The organism is Aeromonas sp. QDB63, assembly GCF_027707425.1.
In the GTDB taxonomy this organism is placed as follows: Bacteria; Pseudomonadota; Gammaproteobacteria; order Enterobacterales; family Aeromonadaceae; genus Aeromonas; species Aeromonas caviae.
On record NZ_JAPCIS010000013.1, the window covers coordinates 38465 to 63244 of the forward strand.

Here is a 24780-nt window from a genome sequence, read left to right on the forward strand (position 1 = left end):
CGAAGACGCCTCCACAGGGGAGGCGTCTTGCTATGGGGTTGAGCAGGATAGTAAACCGCTCAGCTCCTCGTTATCGATCAACCTGTTACAGAATGAAGCGGCTCAGATCCTCGTCTTCAATCAGTTTGCCGAGGTGGGCGTTGACGTAGTCGGTGTTGATGACGAAGGTCTCGCCTGACTTCTCGGAGGCGTCGTAGGAGATGTCTTCCATCAGCCGCTCCATCACGGTGTGCAGACGACGGGCGCCGATGTTCTCGGTGCGCTCGTTGACCTGCCAGGCCGCTTCGGCCAGACGGCGGATACCATCCTGGGTGAACTCGATGTTGACCCCTTCGGTGGCCATCAGCGCCTTGTACTGATCGGTCAGGGAGGCGTTCGGCTCGGTCAGGATGCGCTCGAAGTCTTCGGTGGTCAGGGCGGTCAGCTCGACCCGGATCGGCAGACGGCCCTGCAGCTCGGGGATGAGGTCGGACGGCTTGGCGATCTGGAAGGCACCGGAGGCGACAAACAGGATGTGATCGGTCTTGACCATGCCGTGCTTGGTGTTGACGGTGCAGCCCTCGACCAGCGGCAGCAGGTCGCGCTGAACCCCTTCACGGGAAACGTCCGGGCCCGAGCTCTCGCCGCGCTTGCAGATCTTGTCGATCTCGTCGAGGAAGACGATGCCATTGTTCTCGACGGAGGCGATGGCCTTCTGCTTCAGCTCTTCCGGGTTGACCAGGCGGGCTGCTTCCTCTTCGATCAGCGCCTTCATGGCCTCCTTGACCTTGATCTTGCGCTTCTTCTTCTGGTTCTGGCCCAGGTTCTGGAACAGTCCCTGCAACTGGTTGGCCATCTCTTCCATGCCCGGCGGGGTCATGATTTCGACACCCATGGGGGAGGCGGCCAGATCCAGCTCGATCTCTTTGTCATCCAGCTGACCTTCCCGCAGTTTCTTGCGGAAGATCTGGCGGGTGTTGGAGTTGTCGGCTTTCTCTTCCTCACCCCAGCTGTTGCGCGGGTTGGGCAGCAGGGCGTCGAGGATGCGCTCTTCGGCGGCTTCCTCGGCGCGGTATTTCATCTTCTCCATCTCGGTCTCGCGCACCAGCTTGATGGCGACATCGGTCAGATCGCGGATGATGCTGTCCACTTCCTTGCCCACATAGCCCACTTCGGTGAACTTGGTCGCTTCCACCTTGATGAAGGGGGCGTTGGCCAGCTTGGCCAGGCGACGGGCGATCTCGGTCTTGCCTACGCCGGTCGGGCCGATCATCAGGATGTTCTTTGGGGTCACCTCGTGGCGCATCTCCTCGGAGAGTTGCATCCGGCGCCAGCGGTTGCGCAGGGCGACGGCGACCGCGCGCTTGGCGTCGGCCTGACCAATGATGTGTCTGTCCAGCTCGTGGACGATTTCTCTCGGGGTCATCTCGGACATGGTGGCGTTCCTGTATCCGGGGCGGGCAGGGCCCACCCCTTGGAAAATGGGGTTTGGCTGGCGGCCTTATTTGGCAGCCCTATTTCGCCGGCTTATTTGGCTGAATAATCCAGCACTTCGATGGTGTGGTTGCCGTTGGTGAAGACGCAGATGTCGCCCGCAATCTTGAGGGACTTCTCGACGATGGTCCTGGCGTCGAGCTCGGTGTTCTCCAGCAGGGCGATGGCGGCGGACTGGGCGAAGTTGCCGCCGCTGCCGATGGCGATGAGATCGTGCTCCGGCTGCACCACGTCACCGTTGCCGGTGATGATGAAGGATTTGTGCTCGTCGGCGACGGCCAGCAGGGCTTCGAGGCGGCGCAGGGCGCGATCGGTGCGCCAGTCCTTGGCCAGCGCCACGGCGGCGCGCTCCAAGTTGCCCTGATGGGCCTGCAGTTTGGCTTCGAAGCGCTCGAGCAGGGTGAAGGCGTCGGCGGTGCCGCCGGCGAAACCAGCCAGTACCTTGCCGTTGTAGAGGCGATGAACCTTGCGGGCGTTGCCCTTCATGACGGTGTTGCCAAGAGAAACTTGGCCATCGCCACCGATGACGACCTGACCGTTGCGGCGAACTGAAACTATGGTAGTCACTTTACTTACCTCGCTTGAGCCGAATGACGGCCTGACTGTGCATGGAGGAAAAGATGGGGATGGCAAAACGGCTTTTCAAGCCTGTGCCGAGCACGGATCGCGGGGGAGGGATCGGGTGGGCGCGGGATGGCGCCAAAAGAAACAGGGCCGGGTGTTGCCACCCGGCCCTGTGCATGGACGCGGCGATCACCCCTTCTTGGGGATGCAGCCGCTGATGCCCGAGCCCTGCAGCTTGCGGTTGGCCGCGTCGGCCGCCGCCTTGCCGTTGAAGGGGCCCACCATCACCTTGTAGACGGCGCCACCGGCCCCGTTCACCACCTGCAGGCTGGAGGAGAGCCCGGCGGTGAAGGCGATGCGCGCCTTGAGGGATTCTGCGGAATCCTGGGAGCGCAGGGCGGCACACTGCATCATGTAGCGACCGCCGTCGGCGGCTGCGGTCTGGGTAGTCTGGGTCGCCGCCTTGGCCCTGGCGGCCTCGGCACGCTCCCGCTCCAGTTCGGCGCGGATCTCCCGCTCCATCCGCTCACGCTCGGCCTTCTGGTCGATCACCTGCTCCCGGGCACTGGCGACCGGGGCGCCGGTGGCCGGCTTGGTCGGCTGCACCGGTTGCGGCTGATAGGGCTTCACCTGACCTATGGGGGTTCCCGGCTGGGGAATGTCGGTCGCGACCGGCTTGGGCAGCTTCTCCGGTTGCAGGGTCATGGTCTCGGCAGGCGGGGGCGGCAGCACGCCCGGCTGGGGCGGCGGCTCTATGATGTCCACCTGCTTGTTCTCCAGCCGCTCGATGTAGCTCCACTTCTCCTGGGGCAGGGTATTGCCCTGTGCCTTGGGTTTGTTGGCCTTCACCTGCTCTTCGATGGTGGGGGCATCGGCGCCCTTGCCGTTGATGAGGTAGAGGAAGGCGCCGAAACCGACGACCAGGGCCCCGGCCAGCAGTGCCGGGATAACAGGAAAGCGGCGAGGGGCCGCTTTCTTGATGTTACGGCCACCCGCCCGTCGTCTCGGGCTGTTGCCGACGTAATCCCGGGTCGCCATCTATTACATGCGCTCCAGGGTGTGGATGCCCAGCACGCCCAGGCCCAGCTTGAGCACCTTGGCGGTGGCGGCGCACAGCAGCAGACGGCTCTGGCGGGTCGCCTCGTCCACGCCGTCCTTGTTGATCGGGCAGGCTTCGTAGAAGGTCATGAAGTTGCCGGAGAGCTCGTACAGATAGGTACAGAGCAGGTGCGGCATCCCCTTGTCCGCCACGCCGTTGACCGCGTCGGAGAACTGGATCAGCTTCTGGGCCAGGGTCTCTTCGGCATCTTCGCTCAGGACCACCTTGCCGCTCAGGGTATCGGCATCGACGCCGGCCTTGCGGAAGATGGACTGGATACGGGTGTAGGCGTATTGCAGGTAGGGGGCGGTGTTGCCTTCAAAGGAGAGCATCAGATCCCAGTCGAAGATGTAGTCGGTGGTGCGGTTCTTGGAGAGATCCGCATACTTGACCGCGCCCATGGCGATGGCGTGCACCACCTGGGCCTTCTCTTCGGCAGAGAGGTCGCTGTTGCGGCTCTCCAGCAGGGCGCTGGCGCGCTCTTCCGCTTCGTTCAGCAGGTCAACCAGCTTGACGGTGCCGCCGGAGCGGGTCTTGTAGGGACGGCCGTCCTTGCCCAGCATCATGCCGAAGGCGTGGTGCTCGAGGGGCACGGACTCCGGCACGTAGCCCGCCTTGCGGGTGATGGTCCAGGCCTGCATCAGGTGCTGGTGCTGACGGGAGTCGATGAAGTACATGACCCGGTCGGCGCCCAGGTTCTCGTAACGGTATTTGGCGCAGGCGATGTCGGTGGTGGTGTAGAGGAAACCGCCGTCGCTCTTCTGGATGATGACGCCCATGGGCTCGCCATCCTTGTTCTTGAACTCGTCCAAGAAGACCACGGTGGCCCCTTCGCTCTCGACTGCCAGCCCCTTGGCTTTCAGGTCGGCAACGATCTGCGGCAGCATGTCGTTGTACATGGACTCGCCCATGATGTCCTTGTTGGACAGGGAGATGTTCAGACGGTCGTAGTTGCGCTGGTTCTGCTCCATGGTCATGTCGACCAGCTTCTTCCACATGGTGCGGCAGTACTCATCGCCACCTTGCAGTTTCACCACGTAGTTGCGGGCGCGCTCGGCGAAGGCTTCGTCTTCGTCATAGTGACGCTTGGCCTGGGTGTAGAAGGCTTCCAGGTCCTTGAGTTCCATGTCGGAGGCGTGCTCGTTGGCCATCTTCTCCAGATAGGCGATCAGCATGCCGAACTGGGTGCCCCAGTCGCCGATGTGGTTGGCACGCACCACCTTGTGGCCCAGGAATTCGAGGGCGCGGGCGGCCACGTCACCGAGCACGGTGGAGCGGATGTGGTGCACCGCCATCTCCTTGGCCACGTTGGGGGCGGAGTAGTCCACCACCACGGTCTGCGGCGCCGGCAGCTTCACGTTGGCGTTGTCGGAGGTCACCATGGCTTCCACCTGACCGGCCAGCCAGCTCGGGTCGAAGAAGAAGTTGATGAAGCCGGGGCCGGCGATCTCGACCTTGGCGATCAGATCGGAGGCAGGCAGGTGCTCGATGATGGCAGCGGCCAGCTCGCGGGGGTTCTTGCGGGCCGGTTTGGCCAGCAGCATGGCCAGGTTGGTGGCCAGGTCGCCGTGAGCCTTCTCCTTGCATCGGTCTACTTGCACCCGGGCTTCCAGGTCGGCGGGCAGGACGCCTGCGGACTTGAGATTGGCTACCGTTTGTTCAAGTAGATGATGAATATGCTCTTTCATAACTGACCACCGAGGTTGCGCGTCGAAAAGTGACTGACTGGATAAGGGCGTGAATTTTACCCGCATCGGGCCGAGAAAACTATAGGAACGGCCCGCACCCGTGGGCGTGGCGGATATTTCACTGCATTTTCCACCACATTGCAGGATATTGATTTGGGTAAGTGGTGGTTATCCATTTCTACTGCATAACGAAACGGCTTGTCCAGGCTATTTTCCCCTGATTATGACAGGGTTATTTATACCGATTCGATCTGAATGATCCCGCTTCCCGTGGCGGTCGTATCCTTTGAGGACGCCGTTGGAGGATGATTCCCATGACACTGGTACTGTTTCCACTCTCCGCTCACCTGCTGCCGGGCGGCATCATGCCGCTGCGCATCTTCGAGCCCAGATACCAGCGCATGATCGCCGAGTCCCGGGAGCGGGAGTTCGCGCTCTGCATGCTGGACCCCCGCCAGCCCGACGCGCTGCGCAACATGTACCCCATCGCCACCCGGGTGCGCATCATCGATTTCGATCTGCTGCCCGATGGTTTGCTCGGCATCACGGTGCTCGGGGTGGAGCGGGTGCGCATCACGGATCTCTGGCAGGAAGAGGACGGTCTGCGGGTCGGTGAGGTGGAGCCCCTGCCCCCCTGGCAGAGCGGCAGGCTCCAGGCGGATCAGCACTCCCTGGCCAAGGCGTTGCAGGACGTGTTCAACGACTATCCGGAGTACGCGGCCCTCTATCCGGAGCCGGACTGGGAGGATGCGAGCTGGGTCGCCCAGCGCTGGCTGGAGGTGCTGCCCATCCCGGTGGAACAAAAACAGTGGCTGGTGGCGGCCAAGGACAACCAGCCCACTCTCTCCCTGCTGAGCGGTCTGCTGGTCGCGAGCCATTGAATTCCCCTTCCCGGTGATCCTTTTTCCTCGCTCACCGTATTGGGGGTGAACACCACACGCGAGGGATGGCGCAATGGCATATACTGGCCAACCACAATCGGCTCCACGCAGGACATCGCCCCCCATGGACAACCCAGACGGCGACCTCACATCTTTGCTGGTCCGGGTGGCCGAGCGTGCCGACAAGGCTGCCTTCGCCACCCTGTTCCACCACTTCGCGCCGCGCATCCGCAGCTATGGGCTGCGCCACCTCGGCAGCGAAGCCAACGCCATGGAACTGGTGCAGGAGACCATGCTGCTGGTCTGGCAGAAGGCACGGCTCTATCACCCCGACAAGGGCGCCGCCACCACCTGGATCTACACTGTGATGCGCAACCAGAGCTTTGACATGCTGCGCCGCCGCCGCGCCAGCAAGGAGGAGCTCTGCGCCGAGGAGATCTGGCCGCTGCTGGAGTTCCGGGCCGAAGAGGAGCACCTGAGCGGCGGTGAAGACGCGGTGCTGACCCGCCAGATGGCCCACTATGTCGCCACGCTGCCGGAGCCGCAGCAGCAGGTAGTGCGCGGCATCTACCTGCAGGAGCTCTCCCAGCAGGAGCTGGCCGACCGGCTCGGCGTGCCCCTTGGCACCATCAAGTCCCGGCTGCGGCTGGCACTACAGAAACTGAAGGAACAAGTGGAGCAAGGCCATGATTAAGACCCATCCGACTGAACCCATGCTGCGCGCCTTCGCCGCCGACGAGCTGCCCCTGCCGCTGGCCGTCGGTGTCTCCGCCCATTGCGAGTTCTGCCCCGAGTGCGCCGCCCGGGTGAAGGAATTTGAAGAGGCGCTGGCGTGCCAGCATCTCGCCCCTGATGCGCCGGACGAGGCGCTGCCCGCCGGATTCGATGCCATGCTGGCGGGCATACTGCAACAGCCGGTGGCGACGGAGGCGGCGCTCGCCCTTCCCGAAAGCCCGAGGCCAGAGCTCAGGGTGGCGGGTCACAGTTACCGGCTGCCGCGGGCATTGGCACGGCATCATGCCCCCAGGTGGCGTCATCTCGGGGCCATCCGTCAGGTCAGCCTGCCCCTGGACGAGATGGGGGCGCGGGCCAACCTGCTCCACATCGAGGCGGGGGGCCGGATCCCGGAGCACACCCACAAGGGATATGAGCTGACCCTGCTGCTGGCGGGCACCATCGAGGATGGCGACACCCGCTATCAGGCGGGGGACTTCATCTGGCGCGACGCCAGCCACGCCCACAGCCCCCGTACCCCGGACGGCTGCCTCTGCTACACGGTGCAGGATGCCCCTGTGCAGTTCACCAAGGGGCTGTCACGGCTGCTCAACGGCATCAGTCAGCACCTCTATTGAGTTGGGCTCACGGCTGCCCGGTGATCGCGGGCTGCCGCGCGACTGAGGCGGTATCACGGCATGAAAAAAGGGACCCTCGGGTCCCTTTTGTGTTGCTTGGCGGCGAAGCCCATCAGGCCACGAAGACCAGGTAGACGACGAAGGCCAGCAGGAAGCGGTAGATGGCGAACGGGATGAAGTCGAGACGACGGATCAGCGCCAGGAAGGTCTTGATGGCGACCATGGCCACCACGAAGGCGGTGACGAAGCCCACCGCAAACATGGGGAAGTCCGCCATGGAGAGGAAATCGCGGCTCTTGTAGAGATCCAGGCCGCTGGCCGCGATCATCATGGGTACCGCCATGATGAAGGAGAATTCCGCTGCCGCGTGGCGGCTGATGCCCATCAGCATGCCGCCGCTGATGGTGGCGCCGGAGCGGGAGAAACCGGGCCAGAGAGCCAGGCACTGGAACAGGCCGATGCCGAAGGCCTGCTTGTAGCTGATGTCGTCCAGGGTCTCCGCGGTCACGGCGGGGCGGAACTTTTCGGCGATGATGAGCAGGATGCCGCCGGCCACCAGGGCATACATCACGGTTTCCGGCCCGAACAGATTGGCCTTGATCCAGCTGTGGATAGCCAGCCCGACGACCACGGCGGGCAGCATGCCGAGGATGACGTGCACCAGGGAGAGGGTCGCGTGGCCCGGGGTCGGTTTCTGACCGAAGTGAATGCCGATGAGTCCGAACAGGCGGCGCCAGAACATGACGACCACTGCCAGGATGGAGCCGAGCTGGATCACCACCTCGAAGGTGGCGGCCTTGGGTCCTTCAAACCCGAGGAGGTGGCCGACGATGATCATGTGGCCGGTGGAGGAGACGGGGAGGAACTCGGTCAGGCCTTCCACTATGCCCAGCACAAAGGCGACGAACAGGGCGTAGGATTCGGTCATGGTGCAGATCTCTTGGTTATGGGGTCTGGATAAAATCAACCCCGAACGGGTCGGGGCGGCCAATGATGGCGGAAAATAGCGCGGGCAACCAGTGAATATTGGGGATTTCAGCGCCCTGTTCCGGCCGGGAAAGGGCGCTGGCGGACCATGCAGGGCGCGGCTTGCCGCATGCTGTCAGAAGCCATGACTGCCCCGTCACGTTCTGACAGGGCAGTCACGCCAGATGCCCTCTGTTTTATGATCTCTTTGTGCTGTCAGGCCAATATGGACAGGATTTTCTGTTGAAGATCATCGTCCAGGGGGGGCTGCCCCAGGGCGTCGACGGCGCTCGTTATCTGTTGGGGATGGCTGGCGCCGATCAGGGCGCAGCTCACCACGGGGTCGCGCAGCACCCATTGCAGTGCGAGTTGCGACAGGGACTGACCCCGTTGCAGGGCCAGTGCATGCAGGGCGCGGACGGTGGCGAGCTTCTCCTCGGTGATCTGGTCCGCCGTGAGGAAGGGGCTGGCACTGGCGGCGCGGGAATCCGCGGGAATGCCCGCCAGGTAGCGATCGCTCAGCAGCCCCCCCGCCAGGGGCGAGAAGGCGACCACCCCCATGCCGTGCTCCCGGCAGGCCGGCAGGGTGTCGGGCTCAATATCGCGTTGGAACAGGGAGTATTTGAGCTGGTTGACCAGGCAGGGGGTGCCGAGCTCCGCCAGCCGGGCGGCAGCCTTGGCCGCGAGCGGGGCCGGGTAGTTGGAGAGGCCGATGTAGAGCGCCTTGCCCTGGCGCACCATCAGGGCCAGGGCCTGGCAGGTCTCCTCGAGCGGGGTGCGGGGATCCGGCCTGTGGTGATAGAAGATGTCCACGTAGTCGAGGCCCAGACGGCGCAGGCTCTGGTGCAGGCTGGCGAAGAGGTACTTGGCGCTGCCGCCATCGCCGTAGGGGCCGTCCCACATCACGTAGCCCGCCTTGCTGGCGATGATGAGCTCGTCCCGATAGGGAGCCAGGCTCCTCTTTAGCAGCGTGCCGAAGGTCAGTTCGGCAGATCCCGGCGGCGGCCCGTAGTTGTTGGCGAGATCGAAGTGGGTGATCCCCAGATCGAACGCCTGATGCACCATGGCCTTCGCGGTGGCGGGATCGCTCCCGGCGCCGAAGTTGTGCCAAAGGCCCAGACCGATGCCGGGCAGGCGCAGGCCGTGGCGGCCCGCCGGTCGGTAGGGCTGGCGCTGGTAGCGGTCGGGGGCGGCGAGGTAGTTGTCATCCATCACGGTGCGGTTCCTTGGCTGGTGTGCAATGAGGAGCGACGTGCCCTGCGGCGGGCCTCACTCCGGCTGATTCGGCGTTGCCATCGGGGCCGGGGCCGCCATGACGTGGCGGCGCGCCCGGGCCCCTTCGTCTGCCCGAGCGGGGCTGTCAGGGGGCAGGAATAAAGCGATAACGGGTCTGGTGGCGATAACGCTGCCCCGGCAGCAACCAGGGATCGCCGAGGGCGGGCCGGTTCGGGCTGTCGGGCAATTGCTGGGCCTCCAGGCAGAAGCCGTCGTAATCCCGGTAGGGTCGGCCCTGACGATCCGGTGTGCCGGTCAGCCAGTTGCCGCTGTAGAACTGCAGGGAGGGCTGGTTGGTGTAGACCGCCATGGTCAGCTTGCCATCCCCCGAGATCACCCGGGCGGCCCATGGCTGATTGAACCCACCAAACGGCTCATCAACAGGCTCAAAATCGCTGTTGTTGAGCAGAAATGCGTGATCGTACCCCTTGGCCAACTCCTGCTGGGGGTGGTCCAGCCACGCCTGGCCGATGGGGCGGGGGGCGCGCAGATCGAAGGGGCCTTCCACCGGGGCGATGGCCAGCGGCAGGCTCTGGTCATCCGTGGGCAGGTAGCGGTCGGCGTCTAGGCTGATGGTGTGGTGGCGGATGTCGCCACCGCCATCCAGGTTGAAGTAGGCGTGGCTGGTGAGGCTGACCGGGCTGGGAGCGTCCGTGCTGGCGCAGAAATCGACCACCAGATCGCACTGCTCCAGCCGATACTCCAGGCTCACCCTCAGATTGCCGGGAAAGCCTTGATCCCCCGCCCGGGAGAGGAGCGCCAGCTTGACCCTGTCCGCCTCCTGCTCCTTGATCTGCCAGGTGCGGCGATGGAACCCGTCGCGCCCGCCGTGCAGGCAGTTGGCCCCCTGGTTGGCGTCCAGCGTCCAGCACTGGCCTTCCCGCTCAAGGCGGGCGCCGCCGATGCGGTTGGCAAAGCGCCCCGCCACGGCCCCCAGCCATACCTGCTGGGTGAGGTAGGCCTCGTCGGCGCAACCCAGCAGCACCTCCCGCCGCTCTCCCGCCACCGGCAGGGTGAGGGAGGTGAGGGTGGCCCCGTATGCGAGACCGCGCAGCCGCAGTCCCTCCTCGTTTTCCAGCTCGAATCTCATCATGGTTTGCGGTTCCCCGTCGTGATCCCGTCGCCCCCTTCCGGCGTCGCGAGTGCCGGGCAGGGGGCGTCACCCGTTGTCAGGCGTGCGTTACAGTCTGCCGGCCCCTGCGCTGGCACGGCAGACGTAGCAGTCCGCCTTGAGGCCGAAACGGGCCGGGTATTCCGCCTCCACCACGGCGATCACCTCGGCCACCTTCTCGGGGCGCAGCAGGGCGACCACGCAGCCGCCAAAACCGCCGCCGGTCATGCGCACACCGCCTTCGCTGCCGATCCGGGCCTTGATGATCTCCACCAGGCCGTCGATGGGGGGCACGGTGATCTCGAAGTCATCGCGCATGGCGGCGTGGGACTGGCCCATCAGCTCACCGAGGCGCACCAGATCGCCCTGTGCCAGCGCATCGGCCGCCGCCAGAGTGCGGGCGTTCTCGCCGACCACGTGGCGGGCACGGCGATAGCAGGCCTCGTCCAGACCGGCCTTGCCCGCTTCCAGCGTGGCCAGGTCAAGATCCCGCAGGGCCTTGACCCCGTAGTGACGGGCGGCGGTTTCGCACTGCTGGCGACGGGTGTTGTATTCGCTGTCCACCAGGCCGCGGCGCACGTTGGAGTTGACGATGAGCACCGCCAGATCGGTGGGCATGGGGATGAGCCGGGTCTCCAGGGAACGGCAATCGAGCAGCAGGGCGTGATCCTGCTTGCCGCTCGCGGAGATCATCTGATCCATGATGCCGCAGTTGCAGCCGACGAACTGGTTCTCCGCCTGCTGGCCGTTGAGGGCGATTTCCGCCTGGCTGATGGCCAGCCCCTGGGCCTCCTTGAAGGCCTGGCCGATGGCCACCTCCAGGGAAGCAGAGGAGGAGAGACCCGTCCCCTGGGGCACGTTGCCGGAGACCACCAGATTGAGGCCGCGCAGGGCGTGGCCCCGTGCCTGCAGGTGTTTCACCACGCCGCGGATATAGTCGCTCCAGCGCTGGCTGGGGTGGTGCTCGATGGGTTGATCGAGACTGAACCGGTCGCGCTGGTTGTCGTAGTCGGCGGCGATCACTTCGACCAGGTTGTCGCCGCGCAGGCCGATGGCGACGCAGGTCTCGTAGTCGATGGCGCAGGGCAGCACGAAGCCGTCGTTGTAGTCGGTGTGCTCGCCGATGAGGTTGACGCGGCCTGGAGCCCGTACCAGCAGGTCGGGTTGTTGCTCAAACTGCTCGGCAAACACGGCGCTGACGCGCTGGCTCGGGGTCATAGGGCCTCCTCGTTGGACTGGTTCTGGTCGTTGTAGTGGATGGGACTGAGGGCGCGCAGCCGTTCCGCCGCCTGTTCCGGGGTGAGATCGCGCTGGGTTTCGGCCAGCATCTCGAAGCCCACCATGAATTTGCGCACCGTGGCGGAGCGCAGCAGGGGCGGATAGAAGTGGGCGTGCAGTTGCCACGCCTCGGGGCAGTCGGAACGGGGCGGGGCGAAGTGCCAGCCCATGGAGTAGGGGAAGCTGCACTGGAACAGGTTGTCGTAGCGGCTGGTGAGCTCCTTGAGCGCGATGGCCAGATCCTGTTGCTGTTCCCGGGTGAGATCCAGCATGGAGGGAACATGGGCCTTGGGCAGCAGCAGGGTCTCGAACGGCCAGGCCGCCCAGAAGGGCACCACCGCCAGCCAGTGGGCCGTCTCCACCACGATGCGGGAGCGATCCGCCAGCTCCCGCTCCACATAGTCCAGCAGCAGGGGGCGGCCGTGTTCGGCCAGCCAGGCGCGCTGGTGCGCCTCTTCCCGGGCAATCTCGTTGGGCAGGAAGTCGCTGCCCCAGAGCTGGCCGTGAGGGTGCGGGTTGGAGCAGCCCATGACGGCGCCCTTGTTTTCAAAGACTTGGACCCATTCCCACTGGTCAGAGAGCTCGGCCACCTGGTCCATCCAGGTGGTGATCACCCCTTCGATGGCGGGCAGGGGCAGCTCGGGCAGGGTCTTGCCGTGATCCGGCGAGAAGCAGATGACCCGGCTGGTGCCCCGGGCGGCTTCCAGCTTCAGCAGGGGATCCGGCGCCGCGTCAGCGGCCGGGGTGTCCTGCATCAGGGCGGCGAAGTCGTTGGTAAAGACGAAGGTGCCCTGATAGTCGGGGTTGATATCGCCGGTCACCCGGGTGTTGCCCGCACAGAGGAAGCAGTCGGGATCATGGGCCTGGCTCGGCGCCAGGCTCACCTTCTCGACCTGGCCTTGCCAGGGGCGCTTGGCCCTGTGAGGGGAGACCAGCACGTACTGGCCGGTGAGCGGGTTGAAGCGGCGGTGGGGGTGATCAACGGGGTTGAACATCATCACTCCAGTCTGTGAGTTGAATACATCCGAAGGCGCAGGCCAGGGCCTACGCCTCGTAACCATTGGGGTTGGCGGACTGCCAGCGCCAGCTGTCGGCGCACATGGCAGCGAGATCCCGGCTGGCATGCCAGTCCAGTTCCCGAGCGGCCTTGGCGGGATCGGCCCAGCACTCGGCGATGTCGCCGGGGCGCCGTGGCTCGATCCGGTAGGGAAGGGGCCGACCGCAGGCAGCCTCGAACGCCGCGACCATCTGCAACACGCTCTGGCCCTGGCCCGTGCCCAGGTTGTAGGCGTGGACACCGCCCCGTCCGGCGCAGTGTTCCAGAGCCTTGACGTGCCCTTCTGCGAGATCCATCACATGGATGTAGTCGCGCACCCCGGTGCCGTCGATGGTTGGGTAATCGTTACCAAAGACCGAGAGGCAGTCGCGTCGGCCGATGGCGACCTGGGTCAAAAACGGCATCAGATTGTTGGGGATGCCCTGGGGATCCTCCCCCAGGGTGCCGGACTCGTGGGCGCCGACGGGGTTGAAATAGCGCAGCAGGGTCATGCTCCAGTGGGGCTCGGCCCGCTGCAGATCCTCGAGGATCTCCTCGATGATCAGCTTGGATCGGCCGTAGGGGTTGGTGGCGCTGCGGGGGAAATCCTCCCGGATCGGGGTGCTGGCGGGATCGCCGTAGACGGTGGCCGACGAGCTGAACACCAGATTGCGTACCCCGGCCCGTTTCATCGCCTGCAGCAATACCAGGGTGCCGCTCAGGTTGTTCTCGTAGTAGTCCAGCGGGATGCGGGTCGACTCGCCGACCGCCTTGAGGGCGGCGAAGTGGATCACGGCGTCGATGTGCTGCTCCCTGAAGATGCGATCCAGCAGGGCCGGGTCACGGATGTCCCCCTCGTAGAAGCGGGGCTCGCGCCCGCTGATGGCGGCGACACGGGTCAGGACGCTCGCCTTGCTGTTGCAGAGGTTGTCCACCACCACGGGCTCCATGCCTGCGGCCTGCAAGGCCAGACAGGTGTGGCTGCCGATGTAACCGCAACCGCCGGTGACCAGTACTTTCATCCGTTGTTCCACCCTCAACTCCTCGCATCAGAAAAGCCTGAGCAGGAGTCTAGCCGAGGGGCTGACGGGCAAACTGTGAGCTGCTTAACAAATACGTGTAAACGATTACACTTGTTTTCATCGACCAATGTGGCAAGTTCTGATTTTTCCCCCTGTTATCAGTGACATTGAACGGTATAATGCGGCCAGTTGCAGCGTGAAATAAGTGAAAACAGCATGAGCACCATCAAGGATGTCGCCCGTTTGGCCAATGTGTCAGTGGCAACGGTTTCACGGGTGATGAACAACTCACCCAAGGCCAGTGCCGCCTCCCGCGAGGTGGTGCTGAAGGCCATGGCCGAGCTGGGCTATACCCCCAACGCCAACGCGCGGGCCCTGGTCAGCCAGACCTGTGACACCATGGGAGTGGTGGTGGGGGACGTGGCGGATCCTTTCTTCGGCGCCCTGGTCAAAGGGGTCGCGGCGGTGGCGGTGGAGCAGGGCTTGCACCTGTTGATGGGTAATGGTTTTCACCGCGCCCAGCAGGAGCGGGAGGCCATCGAGCTGCTCATCGGCAAACGCTGCGAGGCACTGGTGGTGCACAGCAAGGCGCTCGGCGACGAGGAGCTGGTCGACTACGCCCTGCGCGCCCCCGGCATGGTGCTGATCAACCGCGACATTCCGAGTCTGAGGGGGCGCTGCATCGCCCTCAACAACCGCCAGGGTGCGGCGACCGCCACCCGTCATCTGCTGGATCTCGGCCACCGCCATATCGCCTTCCTGAGCTCGGATCACGCCATCGAGGATGCGCTGTTGCGCCACCAGGGCTATCAGGATGCCCTGGCGGAGGCGGAGGTCTTCGCCGATCCCGAGCTGGTGGAGAGCGGCATGCCCAATGAAGAGGGGGGCGAGCGCGCCATGCTCAACCTGCTGGCCAAGGGGTTGCCCATCACGGCGGTGGTGGCCTACAACGACGCCATGGCGGCAGGGGCCATCTCTGTGCTGGCGGACAACGGCCTCAAGGTGCCGGAAGAGGTGTCGGTGGTGGGCTTCGATGACATCATCTACGCCAGATACCTGAGACCCAAGCTCTCCACCATGCGCTATCCCATCGAGCTGATGGCGGCCCAGGCGGCCAAGCTGGCGCTGCAACTCGCCGCAGGGGAGAGCGAATCGGTGCAGAGCCGCATCTATACCCCCACCCTGATCAACCGCCATTCGGTCGCTCCCGTCAGGTCCTGATCGCAGCGCTTGCGCCCCCGTCGGCGCAAGCGCTGCGCCTGGCGAACCCGGACTGCAGCCCATAAAGCGCCCCATAGCTCAGACTATGGGTAGCTCAGACGGATAGCTCAGAGCATGGCTAGCGCAGACCATAAAGGACTGTCTGAGGAGTGATAACCGTCCCCTCACGCTCCCTGCCTGCCGAACTCGCCAGTCCTTCCCGCTCGTCTGTCACGAGCCCCTCTCCCCCGGCCTGCCGAGCCTCACTTCTTGCCAGATCCTGCCAGACGCTCGCCATGGCTTTTCTCTGCGCCGGGCAGGGGCTCTCGTGGCCTCTGCACACTCCTTCGAGAGACCGGGCTGCGTGCCCGGAACCGGGTTGAGGCGCTCCAGCACCTGATGGAGCGGGGGGGGCGTGATGTCGGGTCTTTGCCATGGCTTGCTCCGCTGGTTCGGCCATTGCCTCCCGGTTTCACACTCCCGGGCATCTTTTGCCCTTCCGAAGGTCCGCTTTTTCCCCCGTGGGGTCATTTACCCGGATTTATCCGATTTTTACTCCGTTTTACTTAACAAAATGAGTGTAATCGTTTACATCTGTGTGAGCGGGATCGCCGATCACCGGGCAAAACTCTCCTACACTGCAGTGGTTTTCAGCGTGAATGCAGGGAGAAGTGAAGCATGCTCAGGGAGATAGTGGCCCGTCAGGATTGGCAGACCCAGGGGATCACCGCCGTGAACCGGTTGCCAGCCCATACCCCCTTGTCCAGTTGGCGCAGTGAAGGGGAAGCCAGGATGGGGGGGTTGTCACCTTCCCGCCTGCTGCTGGACGGCGAGTGGCAGTTCTCCTGGTTCGAGGCCCCGGAGCGGGTGCCGGAGCAGTGGCTGGTGGAGGATCTGCCGGATGCCTGCCCCATCAAGGTGCCGGGCAACTGGCAACTGGCTGCGGCCTACCCGGGGGCGCGGCCCGTCACGGATGTGCCCATCTACACCAACATCAAGTACCCCTTTCCCTGCGACCCGCCCCGGGTGCCTGCCGAGAACCCCACCGGTTGCTACTCCCGCGAGTTCACCGTTGCTGCGGACTGGCTGGCCGAGGGGCAGACCCGGATCATCTTCGACGGAGTGGACAGCGCGTTTCACCTCTTCTGCAACGGCCGCTGGGTCGGCTACTCCCAGGACAGCCGGCTGCCGGCGGAATTCGATCTGACCCCCTTCCTTCAGGCCGGGGCCAACCGCCTCGCCGTCCTGGTGCTGCGCTGGTCTGACGGCTCCTATCTGGAAGATCAGGACATGTGGCGCATGAGCGGCATCTTCCGCTCCGTCAGCCTGCTGCACAAACCGACCCGTCATCTGATGGATATCCGGGTGACGCCCGAGCTCGACGCCTGCTACCGGGATGCCCGCCTCAAGGTTGAATTGCAGGCGGCCAACGGAGCCGGTCTGTCGGTGGAGGCCAACCTCTATGATGGCGACGAGCGGGTTGCGACCCTGCGCCAGCGGATCGGCACCCAGGCCATCGACGAGAAAGGGGTGTATGACGATCGCGCCGAGCTGTGGCTGACGGTAACGGCCCCACACAAGTGGAGCGCCGAGACCCCGCACCTCTATCGCCTGACCCTGACCCTGCTGGACGAGCAGGGAAGCGCTCTCGAGAGCGAGGCCCATGACGTGGGCTTTCGGGCGGTGGAAATCCGTGGCGGCCTGCTGCGGGTCAACGGCCAACCCCTGCTCATTCGTGGCGCCAATCGCCATGAACACCATCCCGCCACGGGTCACGTGGTGACCCCGGCCGACATGGAGCAGGATCTGCTGCTGATGAAGCGGCACAACTTCAACGCGGTGCGCTGCTCCCACTATCCCAATCACCCCGAGCTCTATCGCCTGTGCGACCGGCTCGGCCTCTATGTGGTGGACGAGGCGAACCTGGAGACCCACGGCATGACCCCCATGGGGCGGCTGGCGCGGGATCCCGCCTGGAGCAACGCCTTCTTGGAGCGGGTCACCCGCATGGTGGCTAGGGACTTCAACCACCCCTGCATCATCATCTGGTCCCTGGGGAACGAATCCGGTTATGGTCCGGCCCACGACGCCATGTATCGCTGGGTGAAGGGGGCGGATCCCAGCCGCCCGGTGCAGTACGAAGGGGGCGGGGCCGACACCCCGGCCACCGACATCATCTGCCCCATGTATGCCCGTACCCACCAGGATCAACCCTTCCCGGCGGTGCCCAAGTGGGCGCTGGCCAAGTGGATCGGCCTGCCGGAAGAGACCCGGCCGCTGATCCTGTGCGAATACGCCCACGCCATGGGCAACAGCCTGGGGGGCTATGCCCATTACTGGCAGGCATTTCGCGATCATCCGCGGCTGCAGGGTGGGTTTGTCTGGGATTGGGTCGATCAGGGGCTGGACAAGCAGACCGACGATGGCCGCCATTTCTGGGCCTATGGTGGCGATTTCGGCGACACTCCCAACGATCGCCAGTTCTGCTGCAACGGCCTGCTGTTCCCCGATCGCACCCCCCATCCTTCCCTGTTTGAAGCCCGGCGTGCCCAGCAGCCCTTTGTTCTGACCCTGCAGGGTCGCCAGCCGCTGACGGTGGAGATCCGCAGCGAATACCTGTTCCGCGAGACGGATAACGAGACTCTGCAGTGGCGTCTGTGTGAAGACGGCGTGGTGGTGAGCCAGGGTGAATGCCCGCTCGAGCTGGCCCCCCGGGGGAGCGTGACGCTGACCCTGCTGGAGCAATTGCCGGCCTTTGCGCCGGGGGCGCTTGCCTGGCTGGATCTCGCCATCGTGCAGCCCACCGCCACGGCCTGGGCCGGAGCGGGTCACGAGGTGGCTCGCCAGCAATGCCTGTTGCCCGCGCCCCTGGCGCTGCCGTCGGCCTGCCCGGCGGTCAGCCTGACCGAGCAGCGCGATCACTGGGTGCTTGGCGCCGCAGATTCCCTGTGGCAGCTCGACAAGGCCAGTGGTCGCATCGTCAGCTGGCAGAAGCAGGGCCGCGAGCGGCTGCGCGACGCCATCGCCGATCATTTCTATCGGGCGCCGCTCGACAACGATATCGGCACCAGCGAGGCGGATCACGCCGATCCCAACGCCTGGATTGCCCGCTGGCAGGAGGCCGGACTCAATGATCTGCAGCACCGCTGTCTCGGCCTGGAGGCGAGTCCGGAGCTGGGTCTTATCACGGCGCACCACGGCTACTTCGTGGGTGACGAGCCGAAGATCCTGACCCGCTGGCATCACAGGATGGACGGGGAGGGCGCCATGCACCTCGCCATCGAGGTGGAGGTGGCCGCCGACATGCCCTCCCTGCCGCGCATCGGTGCCCGGCTCTGGCTGGCCGATGAACCGGCCGAAGGTGCCCCGGTGAGCTGGCTGGGGCTTGGCCCCCACGAGAATTACCCGGATCGCCGGCTCGCCGCCGATCTCGGTCGCTGGCAATTGCCCATCGAGGCGTTGCACACCCCTTATGTCTTCCCCACCGACAATGGACTGCGCTGCGATACTCGCGCACTGCAACTGGGGGATCTGGCGGTGGAGGGGCGCTTCCACTTCAGCGTCAGCCGCTACAGTCAGCAGCAGCTGGCCGAAGCCCGTCACCAGACCGATCTGGTGGCTCTGGGGGGCACGCACCTGTGCCTCGACGGCTTCCACATGGGGGTAGGAGGCGACGACTCCTGGAGCCAGAGCGTGCGGCCCGAGTTCTGGCTGTTGCCGGGGCGTTATCACTGGCACTGCCGTCTGAGCTAGCCGGACCCGCCGTCGCGAGATGGCGAGACTCAAAGGCGGTTTCTCACGTAACTATTTAATTTTTAACAATATTACGGCTATGTAACAGAGTGTAAACGTTTTCATTTTGTTGCCAGGATCACAGACCGCCTCACAACAAACTGATTACATTAGGCTGGCGCCAGCTCAAACGGTGTACAGCATTCCCTACAAAAAACAGATAGAGATCGGAGCATAACAATGAAAAAACTCACGACAGTTGCCACCTTGCTGATGGGACTGATGGCGGGAGCCCAAGCCCAGGCCGATACCCGTATCGGGGTCACCGTCTACAAGTACGACGACAACTTCATGGCCGTGGTGCGCAAGGCCATCGAGAAAGAAGCGGCGGCCACCCCGGGTGTGGAACTGCTGATGAATGACTCCCAGAACGACCAGTCCAAGCAGAACGACCAGATCGACGTACTGCTGGCCAAGGGCGTGAAGGCCCTGGCCATCAACCTGGTTGACCCGGCGGCGGCCCCTGTCGTGATTGAGAAAGCCCGTGCGGACGAGATCCCCGTGGTCTTCTACAACAAGGAACCGAGCGCGGCCGACCTGGCCAGCTATGACAAGGCCTACTACGTGGGCACCGACTCCAAGGAGTCCGGCATCATCCAGGGCCAGCTGATCGCCAAGCACTGGAAAGCGCACCCCGAGTGGGATCTGAACAAGGATGGCGTCATCCAGTTCGTGCTGCTCAAGGGTGAGCCTGGCCACCCGGATGCGGAAGCCCGCACCACCTACGTCGTCAAGACCCTGAACGATGGCGGCATCAAGACCGAGCAGCTGCACATGGATACCGGTATGTGGGATACCGCCATGGCCAAGGACAAGATGGACGCCTGGATCTCCGGTCCGAACGCCAACAAGATCGAAGTGGTCATCGCCAACAACGATGGCATGGCGATGGGCGCCGTGGAATCCCTGAAGGCCCAGGGCAAGACCGCCATCCCGGTGTTCGGTGTTGACGCCCTGCCGGAAGCCCTGGCCATGGTCAAGAGCGGTGCCATGGCCGGTACCGTGCTGAACGATGCGGCCAACCAGGCCAAGGCCACCTTCGAGCTGACCAAGAACCTGGCCGAAGGCAAGCCGGCCGGTGAAGGCACCAACTGGAAGATCGACAACAAGGTCGTCCGCGTTGCCTACGTGGGCGTAGACAAAGACAACCTGTCCCAATTCGAGTAATTCCTCCCCTCAGGGCAAGGGAGATCCCCTTGCCCTCTTTTCAACCAGATGTGATGGCTGATATGACAACACGGCAACAATCAGAATGGCTGTTGGAGATGATTGACGTCAGTAAGAGCTTTCCTGGCGTCAAGGCACTCGATAATGTCAATTTACGGGTCCGTCCTCATTCTGTGCATGCGTTGATGGGCGAGAATGGCGCAGGGAAGTCCACGCTGCTCAAGTGCCTGTTCGGCATCTACGAGAAGGATCAGGGCAAGATCTTCTTCAAGGGACAGGAGATCAACTTCACCTCGTCCAAAGAGGCGCTGGAGAATGGCGTTTCCATGGTGCACCAGGAGCTGAACCTGGTACTGCAACGCACCGTGATGGACAACATGTGGCTCGGCCGCTATCCCACCAAGGGACTGTTTGTCGACCACGGCAAGATGTATCAGGACACCAAGCATATCTTCGAGGAGCTGGACATCGACATCGACCCCAGGGTCAAGGTCGGCACCCTGTCGGTTTCCCAGATGCAGATGATCGAGATTGCCAAGGCATTCTCCTATGACGCCAAGATCGTCATCATGGACGAACCCACCTCCTCCCTGACCGAGAAAGAGGTCAATCACCTCTTCAAGATCATCAACAAGCTCAAGGAGAAGGGGTGCGGCATCGTCTACATCTCCCACAAGATGGAAGAGATCTTCCAGCTCTGTGACGAGATCACCATATTGCGGGATGGCCAGTGGGTGGCGACCCAGCCCCTCCAGGGCATGACCATGGATCAGATCATCGGCATGATGGTCGGCCGCGAGCTCACCCAGCGCTTCCCGGAAAAAACCAACCAGCCCAAAGAGGTGATCCTCGAGGTCGAGCACCTGACGGCCAAGAACCAGCCTTCCATCAAGGACGTGACCTTCAACCTGCACAAGGGGGAGATCCTCGGCATCGCCGGTCTGGTGGGGGCCAAGCGCACCGACATCGTGGAGACCCTGTTCGGCATCCGCGATCGCAGCGAAGGGACCATCAAGCTGCACGGCAAAGAGGTGGCGAACCACAACGCCCACGAGGCGATCCAGAATGGCTTCGCCCTGGTGACCGAGGAGCGCCGCTCCACCGGGATCTATTCACGCCTCGACATCGCCTTCAACTCCCTGATCGCCAACATGGACAACTACAAGGGATCCATGGGGCTGCTCAGCGACAACAAGATGAAGAGCGATACCCAGTGGGTCATCGACTCCATGCGGGTCAAGACACCGACCCAGCAGACCCAGATCGGCTCCCTCTCCGGTGGCAACCAGCAGAAGGTGATCATCGGTCGCTGGCTGCTGACCCAGCCCGAGATCCTGATGCTGGATGAACCGACCCGGGGTATCGACGTCGGCGCCAAGTTCGAGATCTACCAGCTCATCCTGGAGCTGGCGAAGAAGGACAAGGGCATCGTCATCATCTCCTCCGAAATGCCGGAACTGCTCGGCATCACGGACCGCATCATGGTCATGAGCAATGGCCGGGTCGCGGGGATCGTCAACACCAAAGAAACTGACCAGAGCGAGATCCTGCGCCTGGCATCTCTGTACCTATAAAGACAGGAAGACATTATGGAGTCGGCTAAAAATTTCAATCTGATGCAGGCGCTCAAAGAGAACGGCATCTATGTGGTGTTGCTGGTGTTGCTCATGATCATCGTGATCAAGGAGCCCTCCTTCCTCAGCCTCACCAACCTCAGCAACATCCTGACCCAGTCCTCGGTACGGGTCATCATCGCCCTCGGGGTGGCGGGCATCATCATCACCCAGGGTACTGACCTGTCGGCCGGTCGCCAGGTCGGCCTGGCAGCGCTGATCGCGGCCACCATGCTGCAGGCCCTGACCAACGTCAACAAGGTCTTCCCCACCCTGGGGGAGGTGCCCATTCCGGCGGTGATCCTGCTGGTGTGCGTGGTGGGGGCCCTGATTGGTCTGGTCAACGGCCTGATCGTCGCCTACCTGAACGTGACGCCCTTCATCACCACCCTGGGCACCATGATCATCGTCTACGGCATCAACTCCCTCTATTTTGACTCCGTGGGGGCTTCCCCGGTGGCCGGGTTTGATCCTCGCTTCTCCAACTTTGCGCAGGGCTTCATCCGGATTGGCGGGTTCAAGCTCTCGTACCTGACCTTCTATGCGGCCATCGCCAGCGTCTTCGTCTGGGTGCTGTGGAACAAGACCCGCTTTGGCAAGAACATCTTCGCCATCGGTGGCAACCCGGAAGCGGCCAAGGTGTCCGGCGTCAACGTCGCCGTCAACCTGGTGGTCATCTATGCCCTGGCCGGTGTCTTCTACGCCTTCGGCGGCATGCTGGAAGCGGGGCGGATCGGCAGTGCCACCAACAACCTCGGCTTCATGTACGAGCTGGATGCCATCGCGGCCTGCGTGGTGGGGGGGGTTTCGTTTGCCGGCGGTGTGGGAACTGTCGCGGGTGTGATCACCGGCGTACTTATCTTCACGCTGATCAACTATGGTTTGACCTACATCGGTGTCAGCCCTTACTGGCAGTTCATCATCAAGGGCGGCATCATCATCCTGGCGGTAGCCCTGGACTCCATGAAGTACGCCAAGAAGAAGTAAGCATTGGCAGGGAGGGCCGGGTCATCCCGGCCCTTTCTCTTTGGAGGGACCCATACCATGGCATTCAAAGTCAAAATCAACGTGCTGTTGCTGCTCGCCATTCTGGTCACCATCGGTACCGCCTGGTTCAGCGTCAACCATTTCATCAGCGGCTACATCCGCACTCAGGCCACCCAGAACATCAACGAGCAGATCACCCTGGTCAGGGAGAAGCTGGCGGGTGACATCAACCAGAAGGTGCTGCTGGCCGCCAACCTCAACCTCGGGGTGACCAGCGTCAAGAAGGCGCTGCAGGAGACCGGCTTTCACAACATCGTCAAGCTCATTGGCGACATGGCATTCGACGCGAACGGGGTCATCGACGACAAGGCCAGGGTTGACGCCCTGCGCAAGCTGATCCCCGCCGCCAACAACCAGATCACTGTCAGCCCGCTGGAGCAGCTGGACGGCAAACCCGTCATCTCCATCCTGGTGCCGCGCGGTGCCGACTCCGCCTACCTCTACTACCTCGACATGAGCGAATTCAAGACGCTGCTGACCAAGGTAAGCGGGGAAGGGCGTTACTTCTCCCTCACCGACAGTCAGGGACAGGTGCTCTACAGCAGCAAGCCCCAGGGAGAGAGCGAGAGCCGCCCCAACAAGCTGGATATTCGCGGCAGCGAGTGGACCCTGACCGGTTATGTGGATCTCGACTATATCCGGGCCATGACCCAGGCGCTCAACGGCAAGATCACCCTGGCCCTGCTCGGGGTGGCGGCGCTGGTACTGGCCCTCTCCATGGTGGCCCTCAACCTGGCCTATAGACCCATCCTCTCCCTGCGCGACCTGGTGCAGGAGCTCTCCCAGGGCAATGGGGATCTGACCCGCCGGCTCACGGTGACCAGCAAGGATGATCTCGGCCAGATCTCGGCGGGCATCAACCGTTTCATCGAGCAGTTGCAGGGCATGATGGGGGAGGTGAGACAAGCGAGCGGCCAGCTCAATGAAGGGATATCGGCATTGGCGAGGCAGACGGGGTCAGCCCAGGGCCTGCTGGCGGAGCATGTGCGGGAGACCGAACAGGTGGTCACCGCCATCAACGAGATGAGCCGTACTGCCGTCTCGGTATCGGAGAGTGCGGCCAATACTGCCCAGCTGACCGGCCAGAGCCAGCAACTGGCCAACCAGTCGCGTCAGGTGGTGGATCAGGCTATGGCCAGCGTCACTGCGCTGGTGACGGAGGTGGAGACCACGGCACACTCCATCGAAGCCATGCAGCAGGATGTGCAGCAGATAGGCTCGATTCTCGGGGTCATCGGTGGCATCGCAGAGCAGACCAACTTGCTGGCCCTCAACGCCGCCATCGAGGCGGCCCGGGCTGGTGAGCAGGGGCGGGGGTTTGCGGTGGTGGCGGACGAAGTGCGCTCTCTGGCGGGACGCACCCAGAAGAGCACTGCCGAGATCCAGACCATGCTGACCCGGCTGCAACGGGGCACCCAGACCGTGGTGGCCGCCATGGGCAACACCCGGCAGAGTTGCCAGGATGCGGCGGAAAACACCAGCAAGGTGAATGCGTCACTGGATCTGATGGCAGGAGAAGTGGTGGAGATCAACGATCTCATCAGCCATATCGCCACGGCCGCGGAGGAGCAGAGTGCCGTTGCCGAGGAGATCAATCGCAACATGAGTGCCATCGCCGAGGTGATCACCCAGCTCAAGGGGAATGGCGAGCGCACCGTGGACAGCTCGAACGCCATGCAGCGCACCTATGACAGGCTGCGGGAGATAGTGGGGCACTTCCGGCTGGAATAGCGCCGGCTGGGCGAGTCCCGGGTACCCTGGCCAGCAATATCGTGGCCGGGGTGACCCATCAGCGGGCAGACGTGAAAAATACCCAAAAAAGATGGGGGCGACTTGCGTCGCCCCCGATAGTCTTATCGCTCATATCCTTGAACGAAGTTGCTCCCTGCAATCCCTGACTATACCTCTTCCTTTAGGTTTCCCCTTCCCAATCCTTTGGGGTGTCCTTTAGCCATCATGGCCTGACGAGTCATCCGTTCCCGTCGCACTTTCTCCGTCCTGGGAGGTGTCCTTTACCACATCCTGTGGTGAGTCCATTTGCCCAACCCTGGCAGCCAGTCTTCCTGACCGACTTCATTGCGTCCGTGCAGGAGTAACTATAAGGATTTCGCGCAGGGCGACAATGACATGCTGAAAAACGTTTTTTTCAAACTGGTTTCCCGCGAAAGGATAATGAAGTTATCTTTTTTAAAATCATGACTTTAATGTTCTATCAT

19 protein-coding genes are annotated in these 24780 nt (G+C 63.4%); 9 read left to right on the top strand and 10 right to left on the bottom strand.

The annotated features are described in order from the left end of the window. Positions 1 to 85 precede the first annotated feature (85 nt). From hslU to argS, 4 genes are all read right to left on the bottom strand, one after another. Positions 86 to 1414 carry an HslU--HslV peptidase ATPase subunit gene (gene hslU / locus PG879_RS10760; protein ID WP_010676031.1) on the bottom strand — a complete coding sequence of 443 codons (1329 nt, stop codon included), beginning with the start codon at positions 1412 to 1414 and terminating at the stop codon, positions 86 to 88. 92 nt (positions 1415 to 1506) lie between these two features. Then, complete coding sequence (gene hslV, locus PG879_RS10765; RefSeq protein WP_005340772.1) at positions 1507 to 2040, bottom strand: ATP-dependent protease subunit HslV; 534 nt, start codon at positions 2038 to 2040, stop codon at positions 1507 to 1509. Positions 2041 to 2226: 186 nt separating this feature from the next. Then, the gene (locus tag PG879_RS10770; protein WP_201902005.1) at positions 2227 to 3075 is read right to left on the bottom strand and encodes an SPOR domain-containing protein; all 849 of its coding nucleotides are present in this window, start codon (positions 3073 to 3075) and stop codon (positions 2227 to 2229) included. A 3-nt stretch (positions 3076 to 3078) separates the two neighbouring features. Continuing rightward, complete coding sequence (gene argS, locus PG879_RS10775) at positions 3079 to 4824, bottom strand: arginine--tRNA ligase (protein ID WP_010676028.1); 1746 nt, start codon at positions 4822 to 4824, stop codon at positions 3079 to 3081. A gap of 314 nt (positions 4825 to 5138) precedes the next feature. On the opposite strand from argS, the gene PG879_RS10780 reads away from it, so the two are divergent. The 3 genes from PG879_RS10780 (at position 5139) to PG879_RS10790 (ending at position 7057) form a co-directional block, all read left to right on the top strand. Continuing rightward, positions 5139 to 5705, top strand: coding sequence for an LON peptidase substrate-binding domain-containing protein (locus tag PG879_RS10780; protein ID WP_010676027.1), 567 nt, complete (start codon positions 5139 to 5141; stop codon positions 5703 to 5705). Between the two features lie 124 nt (positions 5706 to 5829). Continuing rightward, entirely contained in the window at positions 5830 to 6399 is a 570-nt protein-coding gene (locus PG879_RS10785; protein WP_010676026.1) for a sigma-70 family RNA polymerase sigma factor, read from the top strand. After that, positions 6392 to 7057, top strand: a complete 666-nt coding sequence (locus PG879_RS10790) for a ChrR family anti-sigma-E factor (protein WP_010676025.1) — start codon at positions 6392 to 6394, stop codon at positions 7055 to 7057. Before PG879_RS10785 ends, PG879_RS10790 begins: the two co-directional genes overlap by 8 nt. 112 nt (positions 7058 to 7169) lie before the next feature. Here the strand turns inward: PG879_RS10790 and bacA are convergent, their stop codons facing one another. The 6 genes from bacA to galE form a co-directional block, all read right to left on the bottom strand. Further along, positions 7170 to 7985 carry an undecaprenyl-diphosphate phosphatase gene (gene bacA, locus PG879_RS10795; RefSeq protein WP_010676024.1) on the bottom strand — a complete coding sequence of 272 codons (816 nt, stop codon included), beginning with the start codon at positions 7983 to 7985 and terminating at the stop codon, positions 7170 to 7172. A 254-nt stretch (positions 7986 to 8239) separates the two neighbouring features. Next, positions 8240 to 9235: an aldo/keto reductase gene (locus PG879_RS10800; RefSeq protein ID WP_010676023.1), complete on the bottom strand. Its 996-nt coding sequence runs from the start codon at positions 9233 to 9235 to the stop codon at positions 8240 to 8242. Positions 9236 to 9383: 148 nt separating this feature from the next. Beyond that, positions 9384 to 10451 carry a galactose-1-epimerase gene (locus tag PG879_RS10805; protein ID WP_270830182.1) on the bottom strand — a complete coding sequence of 356 codons (1068 nt, stop codon included), beginning with the start codon at positions 10449 to 10451 and terminating at the stop codon, positions 9384 to 9386. 27 nt (positions 10452 to 10478) lie between these two features. Then, positions 10479 to 11627: a galactokinase gene (galK, locus tag PG879_RS10810; RefSeq protein WP_042882341.1), complete on the bottom strand. Its 1149-nt coding sequence runs from the start codon at positions 11625 to 11627 to the stop codon at positions 10479 to 10481. Continuing rightward, positions 11624 to 12682, bottom strand: a complete 1059-nt coding sequence (locus PG879_RS10815; protein ID WP_039039638.1) for a UDP-glucose--hexose-1-phosphate uridylyltransferase — start codon at positions 12680 to 12682, stop codon at positions 11624 to 11626. The genes galK and PG879_RS10815 overlap by 4 nt, the downstream gene beginning before the upstream one ends. A 49-nt stretch (positions 12683 to 12731) precedes the next feature. Then, a complete protein-coding gene (galE, locus tag PG879_RS10820) occupies positions 12732 to 13745 on the bottom strand; it encodes a UDP-glucose 4-epimerase GalE (protein WP_270830168.1) in 1014 nt (337 codons plus the stop codon). 216 nt (positions 13746 to 13961) lie between these two features. Between galE and PG879_RS10825 the strand changes: the two genes are divergently transcribed. The 6 genes from PG879_RS10825 (at position 13962) to PG879_RS10850 (ending at position 24295) form a co-directional block, all read left to right on the top strand. Beyond that, entirely contained in the window at positions 13962 to 14966 is a 1005-nt protein-coding gene (locus tag PG879_RS10825; RefSeq protein ID WP_010676018.1) for a substrate-binding domain-containing protein, read from the top strand. Between the two features lie 657 nt (positions 14967 to 15623). Further along, on the top strand, positions 15624 to 18698 hold the full coding sequence (locus tag PG879_RS10830) for a beta-galactosidase (RefSeq protein WP_270830169.1): 3075 nt from the start codon (positions 15624 to 15626) through the stop codon (positions 18696 to 18698). 219 nt (positions 18699 to 18917) lie between these two features. Beyond that, on the top strand, positions 18918 to 19904 hold the full coding sequence (mglB, locus tag PG879_RS10835; RefSeq protein ID WP_010676016.1) for a galactose/glucose ABC transporter substrate-binding protein MglB: 987 nt from the start codon (positions 18918 to 18920) through the stop codon (positions 19902 to 19904). Positions 19905 to 19957: 53 nt separating this feature from the next. Beyond that, complete coding sequence (mglA, locus tag PG879_RS10840) at positions 19958 to 21478, top strand: galactose/methyl galactoside ABC transporter ATP-binding protein MglA (RefSeq protein WP_043153953.1); 1521 nt, start codon at positions 19958 to 19960, stop codon at positions 21476 to 21478. A gap of 15 nt (positions 21479 to 21493) precedes the next feature. Further along, positions 21494 to 22504 (top strand): galactose/methyl galactoside ABC transporter permease MglC, encoded by a 1011-nt coding sequence (gene mglC / locus PG879_RS10845; RefSeq protein ID WP_010676014.1) that lies wholly within the window; start codon positions 21494 to 21496, stop codon positions 22502 to 22504. Between the two features lie 57 nt (positions 22505 to 22561). Then, positions 22562 to 24295, top strand: coding sequence for a methyl-accepting chemotaxis protein (locus PG879_RS10850; RefSeq protein WP_010676013.1), 1734 nt, complete (start codon positions 22562 to 22564; stop codon positions 24293 to 24295). Positions 24296 to 24780 lie beyond the last annotated feature (485 nt).

Excerpts from the sequence above, each read along its gene's own strand:
- hslU (WP_010676031.1), bottom strand. The coding sequence starts at position 1,414 with ATGTCCGAGATGACCCCGAGAGAAATCGTCCACGAGCTGGACAGACAC.
- PG879_RS10770 (WP_201902005.1), bottom strand. The coding sequence starts at position 3,075 with ATGGCGACCCGGGATTACGTCGGCAACAGCCCGAGACGACGGGCGGGT.
- argS (WP_010676028.1), bottom strand. The coding sequence starts at position 4,824 with ATGAAAGAGCATATTCATCATCTACTTGAACAAACGGTAGCCAATCTC.
- PG879_RS10780 (WP_010676027.1), top strand. The coding sequence starts at position 5,139 with ATGACACTGGTACTGTTTCCACTCTCCGCTCACCTGCTGCCGGGCGGC.
- PG879_RS10785 (WP_010676026.1), top strand. The coding sequence starts at position 5,830 with ATGGACAACCCAGACGGCGACCTCACATCTTTGCTGGTCCGGGTGGCC.
- PG879_RS10790 (WP_010676025.1), top strand. The coding sequence starts at position 6,392 with ATGATTAAGACCCATCCGACTGAACCCATGCTGCGCGCCTTCGCCGCC.
- bacA (WP_010676024.1), bottom strand. The coding sequence starts at position 7,985 with ATGACCGAATCCTACGCCCTGTTCGTCGCCTTTGTGCTGGGCATAGTG.
- PG879_RS10800 (WP_010676023.1), bottom strand. The coding sequence starts at position 9,235 with ATGGATGACAACTACCTCGCCGCCCCCGACCGCTACCAGCGCCAGCCC.
- galK (WP_042882341.1), bottom strand. The coding sequence starts at position 11,627 with ATGACCCCGAGCCAGCGCGTCAGCGCCGTGTTTGCCGAGCAGTTTGAG.
- PG879_RS10815 (WP_039039638.1), bottom strand. The coding sequence starts at position 12,682 with ATGTTCAACCCCGTTGATCACCCCCACCGCCGCTTCAACCCGCTCACC.
- galE (WP_270830168.1), bottom strand. The coding sequence starts at position 13,745 with ATGAAAGTACTGGTCACCGGCGGTTGCGGTTACATCGGCAGCCACACC.
- PG879_RS10825 (WP_010676018.1), top strand. The coding sequence starts at position 13,962 with ATGAGCACCATCAAGGATGTCGCCCGTTTGGCCAATGTGTCAGTGGCA.
- PG879_RS10830 (WP_270830169.1), top strand. The coding sequence starts at position 15,624 with ATGCTCAGGGAGATAGTGGCCCGTCAGGATTGGCAGACCCAGGGGATC.
- mglB (WP_010676016.1), top strand. The coding sequence starts at position 18,918 with ATGAAAAAACTCACGACAGTTGCCACCTTGCTGATGGGACTGATGGCG.
- mglA (WP_043153953.1), top strand. The coding sequence starts at position 19,958 with ATGGCTGATATGACAACACGGCAACAATCAGAATGGCTGTTGGAGATG.
- mglC (WP_010676014.1), top strand. The coding sequence starts at position 21,494 with ATGGAGTCGGCTAAAAATTTCAATCTGATGCAGGCGCTCAAAGAGAAC.
- PG879_RS10850 (WP_010676013.1), top strand. The coding sequence starts at position 22,562 with ATGGCATTCAAAGTCAAAATCAACGTGCTGTTGCTGCTCGCCATTCTG.